We start from the raw sequence: 6,402 nt of genomic DNA, 5'->3' as shown, positions 1-6,402 counted from the left end.
GTGATCGAGGCCGGTCTGCGCGGCCGGCTGCGCATCGGCGCCATCCCCTATACGGCGCGCGCCGTGCTCGATGCCGCGCTCGCCTACGGGCTGAACCGCACGCCGCGCATCTCGGTGCTGGTCAGGGAAGGCACCACCGACGAACTGGTCGTCGCGCTACGCCAGCATGAACTCGATTGCGCGATCGCGCGATCGTTCTACCTGGCCGGGGAAGACATTGTCCAGCAACCGCTCTATCGCGAGGAGCCGGTGCTCGTGGTACCGTCACGCGCTGCCGCGCGGCTGTCGCGCGGCGGACTGGACTGGAAGCGGCTGGCCGAGCTGGACTGGATACTGCCGCCGCACCATACGCCGGTGCGCCGCACGATCAATACGATGTTCGCGCTGGCCGGCGTGGCGCCGCCGCTGCCGATCGTCGAAACCTATTCGGTCAAGCCGATGGCCACGCTGCTACGCAGCCAGCCGCACGTGATCACGATCGTGCCGAGGTCAGTTGGGGCCGAACTGGTCGAACTGGGCGATGCCGCGATGCTGCCGTTCTCGCTCTCGTGGGACCTGCCACCCGTGGGCTTGATGTGGCGGCGCGAGTCGCAGGAAAACGAACTGGTGACGGGGCTGGCAGCGGCGCTGCGCCAGGCCATCTGAAACGACAGCAGGAACAAGGAAAAGGCTGAAAACCGGGATGAAAACCGTTGGACTCTATCTGCTTACCGCGCTGGCCGAGATCCTCGGCTGCTATCTGCCCTACCTCTGGCTGCGCCAGGGTGCGAGCCCGTGGGTACTCCTGCCCGGCGCCGCATCGCTGGCCGTGTTCGCGTGGCTGCTGACACTGCATCCGGACGCCTCCGGCCGTGTGTATGCAGCCTACGGCGGCGTCTATATCGCGATGGCCATCGCATGGCTGTGGGCGGTGGATGGCGTGCGCCCGAGTCCTTGGGATTTGGCCGGCGTGGCGGTGGCGCTGGGTGGCATGGCCATCATCGTGTTCCAGCCGCGCTGACGCGCCGCCCTGCTCTTCCTGCTCCCGCCCTTGCCTCCGCCTTTGCCTCCACCTTTCTCGCTATTGGAAGGTGCGCAGGTAAGCAAGAAGATCGGCGATCTGCTGCGGATCGCTCATGCCCCAGAAACGCATCTTCGTGCCCGGCACCACCTTGCCCGGCGACTGCACGAAGGCGCCCAGCGTGGCATCCGACCAGACCACACTCGACGCCTTCATCGCATCGGAATAACGATAATCCGCCGTACTGCCGGCCTTGCGACCGAACACGCCATTGAGCTGGGGTCCGAATGCGCCACGCGCCGACGGGCCGACGCGGTGGCATGAGGCGCAGAGCCGGGTAAAGGTCTCCTTGCCGGCCTGGACATTACCGACGGCTGCATTGGCGACTGGATGGACAAGCAGGGCAAGAACCAGGGGTAATGCGTATTTCATGCTGCGGGATAGCTCGCCACCTCGATCAGGTTTCCATCGGGATCACGGCAATAGACTGATGTGATCGGCCCGAGCGCCCCGGTGCGTTGCACCGGACCGACTTCCACGGCCACCTTGTGGGCCAGGAAATGCGCAACCACCTCCTGCGGCGGCATGTGCGTGATGAAGCAGAGGTCGTCGCTGCCGGAGGTTGGATGCACACCCGTGAACCATGCAACGGTGTCTTCGCCCACCGGACGCAGATTGATCTTCTGCTGGCCGAACTTCACCGATACCCGTTTGCCGGAACGTGACTCGAAGTCCTCACGCTTCATGCCGAGCACCTGCTCGTACCACGCGGCGCTGGTCTCCACGTCCTTCACATTGAGCACGATATGGTCGAAGCGATCGATTGCGAGCGTCATGGGGGGCCTTTTTCCTGATGGGATTGTCGGGGTCCGTACGATACCGACAGTGAGATGTAACAAGACGTTTGGCTGTGAAACAAGCGGTACTGTACACCCCGTGTGATGCATACGCGTACGTATAATGCGGTCTTCCACGACGGGCGCGTCGTGCGTAACTGACGCGCCCAGACTCTGACTCAGACTCAGTCTCCTCCGCCGGGCGGCATCCCATCCGCATGTCAGCCCGCACTCGTTGAAAGTGGCGGCCCAGCGCACCATGCGCGGCTGCGCTTTCGTTGTTCATCCTGGCGCGTCGCGCCCGGCACTGCCTGCCGGGACTGGCGAACCCGGAAAATTTCCACGAAGTGCAATTCGCCATGAGCAAGATTTCCAGGCTCGCCTTGAGCCTTGTATTGGCCGCACTGTTTCATGTCGCCGCCCCCGCGCTTGCCACGGAAAGCGCCTCGGACGCCGAGGCCCAGCAGATTCCCGTGCTGACGCACGCGGAGGCCGTTGCCGAACTCAAGCGCCTGCAGACCGCGCAGGACCAGATCAAGCAGCAGGCCTCCAGCGCCTTGGGGCGCACCAAAATCAATGGACTCGACGACGACCTCAAGCAACTGGCCACCGATGTCGACAAGCTCGCTGCATCACTGACGCCGCAACGCGCGCAGCTGCAATCCCAGCTAGATGTGCTGGGCCCGCCGCCCGAAGCCGGAAAGGCAAAGGAAGCCCCTGCAGTGGTCGCACAGCGCGCCGAACTCACCGCGCGCAAGACGCAGCTCGACGACGAACTGAAGCAGGCGGCCAACAGCAAGGACAACATCGCGCACCTGCAGGAACAGCTGGCCAAACTGCAACGCACGCAGATGAAGGATCAGCTTGCGTTGCGTTCGGAGAGCATCCTGAATCCCCAGTTCTGGAAGCCACTCTTTGGCCGCGCGCCGGAGGACCCGGAGCGGCCCGGCGCCTTCACCGACGAGATCGTCCCGATGTTCGAGCACGCCTGGGCGTCTGGGCAACGGGCGACCACGGTCATCCTGCTCGTGATCGCACTGGCCGCGTGGACACTTGGGCGTCGTCTGCTCGAACGCGGCGCGGCGTGGCTCTGCCTGACGCAGTTGCCCGAAGCTCGCATCCGCCGTAGCGCGCTGGCGTTCGCCACGACACTGGCCACGGTGATCGCCACGGCCACCGGCGTGCGCATTGCATTCGCGGCGTTCACCGGCGGCGAAGACGTCCCGCCCGAGGTTCAGGACCTGCTGAACGAGATCGCCAAGCTGGCGATGACCAGCGCGCTGATCGCGGGCCTGGGCCGCGCCCTGCTCTGCACGCGGCATCCTTCATGGCGGCTGCCTGCGCTGGCCGACCGGCTGGCGCTCGCCATGAAGCCGTTCCCGACGGTGCTGGCCGGCTTGCTCCTGCTGGCCGGCACGCTTGAGCAGTTCAACCGCATGGCCGATACGAGCCTGCCGGTCACGCTGCTCGGCAGAGGCGTTGTGTCCTTGGTGGTGGTGCTGACGATTGGCGCCGCACTGCTGCGAGCCAGTCGCGTGCGCGCCGAACTGCTCGCCGCCGGAGAACAGCCCGAAGCCCGTGCCACGCTCGTCGGATTGATCCACGTCGGCGTCACGCTGACCGTGGCGATCTCGTTCGGCGCGCTGCTGATCGGCTACATCAGCATCGCGCGCTTCCTGACCTACGAACTGGTCTGGTTCGATATCGTGCTGTGCAGCCTCTACCTGCTCACGCAACTGACGCGCGACATCTGCGAGGCCACGTTCTCCAGCCAGTACGGCGGCGGACGCGTCATCAAGCAACTGTTCGGCGCAGGCGATACCCAGCTCGAACAGGCCTCCACGGTCTTTTCCGGTCTCGGCTCCAGCGTGCTGCTTCTGCTGGCCGTGCTGGCGCTCCTCACCGGCGGCTTCGGCACGACACCCGCCGATCTCTTCAACAGCCTGCTGGCCATGCTCGGCGGCGAGAAGCTACGCGCGCTGAACATCATGCCGGACCGCATCATGAACGCGGTGATCGCGCTGGTGGTCGGCATCTGGCTGCTACGCTCGGTACGACGATGGCTCGATGCGGAACTGCTGCCGAAGCTTTGCTCGGAGTCCGGATTGCGTGCATCGCTGATCACGCTGTTCAGCAATATCGGCTACGTGCTGCTGGTACTGCTGACGCTCTCGCTGCTGGGCGTCAAATGGGAAAACCTGGCGTGGATCGTCAGCGCGCTATCGGTCGGTATCGGCTTCGGCTTGCAGGAGATCGTCAAGAACTTCGTCTCCGGACTGATCCTGCTGACCGAGCGCCCGGTCAAGGTAGGCGACATGGTCAGTCTGGCTGGCGTCGAAGGCGATATCCGTCGCATCAACGTGCGCGCGACGGAAATCCAGCTGGCCGACCGCTCGACCGTGATCGTGCCGAACTCGCAGTTGATCTCGCAGAACCTGCGTAACGTCACGATGCACAACAACACGCAAGGTGTGGCCACGCTGCAATTGACGTTCCCACTGAACACCGACCCCGAAGCCGTGCGCGACCTGCTGCTCGACGTCTACCGCGAGAACCACGCGATCCTCGACATCCCCGCGCCATCGGTGACGTTCAGCCAGTTGGCGCCGAACGGCATCACGCTGAGCGTCACCGGCTATGTGAACAGCCCCCGCATCGCTGGTGGCACCAAGAGCGACCTGCTGTTCGAGATCCTCAAGCGGCTTCGCGCCGAGGAGATTCCGCTGTCGGCGCCACAAACGCTGCGGCTGGAAAATATGGAGGCATTGGGGACGTAAATGGGGGTGGTAGATCAGGGGCGCAGATTGGGACGAGTCGACTCCCCGTCACCCCATCACCACGTCACCCCATTGCTCCTTCGTGCCCAGTCCAATAATCGGCGCCATCGTCATGGGTGGCGAGCGCGATCACCTGGGTGCACCGTTGGCATGTGTAGAGGAAGGCCTGCGCACCGGTGCCGGATATGGCATCGCCGGTGCGGATCAGGCGGGGGTGTGGCGGAACATAACCGGGACGACCCAGCAGGCTCTTGCAGAGTTCGCAAGGAACCATGGCGCTCTCCAGATTCTGGTGCGATTCGCGGCAATGACACCCGCGACAGGTGATTTTTGTGCAACGCAGCAGAATCCAGTATAGGCGCACGATCGTTCGATCGCCACGCCCGGGCGATGTGACTTATTCCTTACCGGCGAAGCGGTCCGTTGCGGCAATCAATTGGTCGAGAATGCCGGGTTCGCTCCAGGCATGGCCCGCGCCTTCGATCAGATGAAAATCCGCGTCCGGCCAGGCCTGATGCAGGGCATAGGCGTAACGCACCGGACAAGGCATGTCGTAGCGACCATGCACGATCACGCCAGGGATGCCGGCCAGACGATGCGCGTCGCGCAACAGTTGCCCGTCGTCAAGCCAGGCACCGTGTGTGAAGTAGTGGTTTTCGATGCGCGCGAATGCCAGCGCGAAATGTCCGTCGGCATGTTTGGTGCTGATATCGGCGTCCGGTAGCAGCGTGATCGTCTCACCTTCCCAGACACTCCAGGCCTGCGCGGCCTCGACCTGCTTTGCCTTGTCCCCGCCGGTCAGGAGCTTCCGATAGGCGGCCATCATGTTGCCGCGCTCCGCCTCCGGCACCGGGGCCTGAAAACGCGCCCATTTGTCGGGGAACATCTCCGATACGCCGAACTGGTAATACCAGTCGAGTTCGGCCCGCGACACCGTATAGACGCCACGCAGCACCAGTTCGCTCACACGCTGAGGATGTGTCTGCGCGTAGGCAAGCGCCAGCGTCGATCCCCATGATCCCCCGAACACAAGCCAGCGCTCGACGCCGATCCGCTCGCGCAGTTTTTCGATGTCGTCGACCAGATGCCAGGTGGTATTGGCCTCCAGCTCGGCATGAGGCGTCGACTGGCCGCAGCCGCGCTGGTCGAACAGCAGCACATCGTAGCGGGCGGGGTCGAACAGGCGTCGATGATCGGGCGAGATGCCGCCACCGGGCCCGCCGTGCAGGAACACCGCCGGTTTGGCGCCGCGCGTGCCGACGCGCTCGTAATACAGCACGTGGCCATCGCCGACGTCGAGCGTGCCGGTCTCGTAGGGTTCGGTAGCGGGATAGAGGGTGCGCGGTTCAGGCATGTCGCCTCCCGGAAAGCCTTGAGGGAAGCCAAGTGTAGCGCCATCGTGCAGCGCAACGCACCTTTAAGTTTCGTTTAAGTCTTGGTCCCTACAGTGGAGCCGTACCGCAACCGCCTCCTGGAAAGGTGACGTATGACCCCTCAAGACATGCAAGCACTGGAAACCTTCCTGAGCCAACTCGTGCAGGCTCGCGCCGATGGCAAGGACCCGCAGGCCGCGGCGATGATCGCCGATGCGGCCGCCCGGCAGCCCGACGCCGCCTATCTGCTCGTACAGCGCGCCATGCTGCTTGATCGCGCACTGGTGAATGCCCAGGCCCAGATTGCATCGCTCCAGCAGCAGGTTCAGCAAATGCAGCAGGGCCAGGGCTCGCGCAGCTTTATCGATGACGCCAACGCCTGGGGCAACCACCCCAACCGCCCGATGCCGGGCGCC

The 6,402-nt window shown here is 64.3% G+C and carries 7 protein-coding genes; 4 read left to right on the top strand and 3 right to left on the bottom strand.

Going from position 1 to position 6,402, the window contains the following annotated elements; all coding sequences use genetic code 11:
• The coding region (locus tag D769_RS20500; protein WP_040011171.1) for a LysR substrate-binding domain-containing protein at positions 1-645 on the top strand (645 nt) is incomplete at its 5' end.
• 37 nt (positions 646-682) lie between these two features.
• Positions 683-1,000: a YnfA family protein gene (locus D769_RS20495; protein ID WP_008649032.1), complete on the top strand. Its 318-nt coding sequence runs from the start codon at positions 683-685 to the stop codon at positions 998-1,000.
• A 60-nt stretch (positions 1,001-1,060) separates the two neighbouring features.
• Here D769_RS20495 and D769_RS20490 read toward each other — a convergent pair whose 3' ends face one another.
• On the bottom strand, positions 1,061-1,432 hold the full coding sequence (locus tag D769_RS20490; RefSeq protein ID WP_008649030.1) for a cytochrome c family protein: 372 nt from the start codon (positions 1,430-1,432) through the stop codon (positions 1,061-1,063).
• A complete protein-coding gene (locus tag D769_RS20485) occupies positions 1,429-1,836 on the bottom strand; it encodes a VOC family protein (protein WP_008649028.1) in 408 nt (135 codons plus the stop codon). Before D769_RS20485 ends, D769_RS20490 begins: the two co-directional genes overlap by 4 nt.
• Before the next feature lie 359 nt (positions 1,837-2,195).
• On the opposite strand from D769_RS20485, the gene D769_RS20480 reads away from it, so the two are divergent.
• Positions 2,196-4,613 carry a DUF3772 domain-containing protein gene (locus tag D769_RS20480; protein WP_193750059.1) on the top strand — a complete coding sequence of 806 codons (2,418 nt, stop codon included), beginning with the start codon at positions 2,196-2,198 and terminating at the stop codon, positions 4,611-4,613.
• Positions 4,614-5,010: 397 nt separating this feature from the next.
• Here the strand turns inward: D769_RS20480 and pip are convergent, their stop codons facing one another.
• Positions 5,011-5,967, bottom strand: a complete 957-nt coding sequence (pip, locus tag D769_RS20470) for a prolyl aminopeptidase (protein WP_008649024.1) — start codon at positions 5,965-5,967, stop codon at positions 5,011-5,013.
• A gap of 132 nt (positions 5,968-6,099) precedes the next feature.
• On the opposite strand from pip, the gene D769_RS20465 reads away from it, so the two are divergent.
• On the top strand, positions 6,100-6,402 hold a 303-nt coding region (locus D769_RS20465), incomplete at its 3' end, for a DUF2076 family protein (protein WP_008649022.1).

The sequence above is a fragment of the Cupriavidus sp. HMR-1 genome, from assembly GCF_000319775.1.
GTDB classification, from domain to species: Bacteria; Pseudomonadota; Gammaproteobacteria; order Burkholderiales; family Burkholderiaceae; genus Cupriavidus; species Cupriavidus metallidurans.
This window is presented reverse-complemented; position numbering and strand designations above follow the sequence as displayed.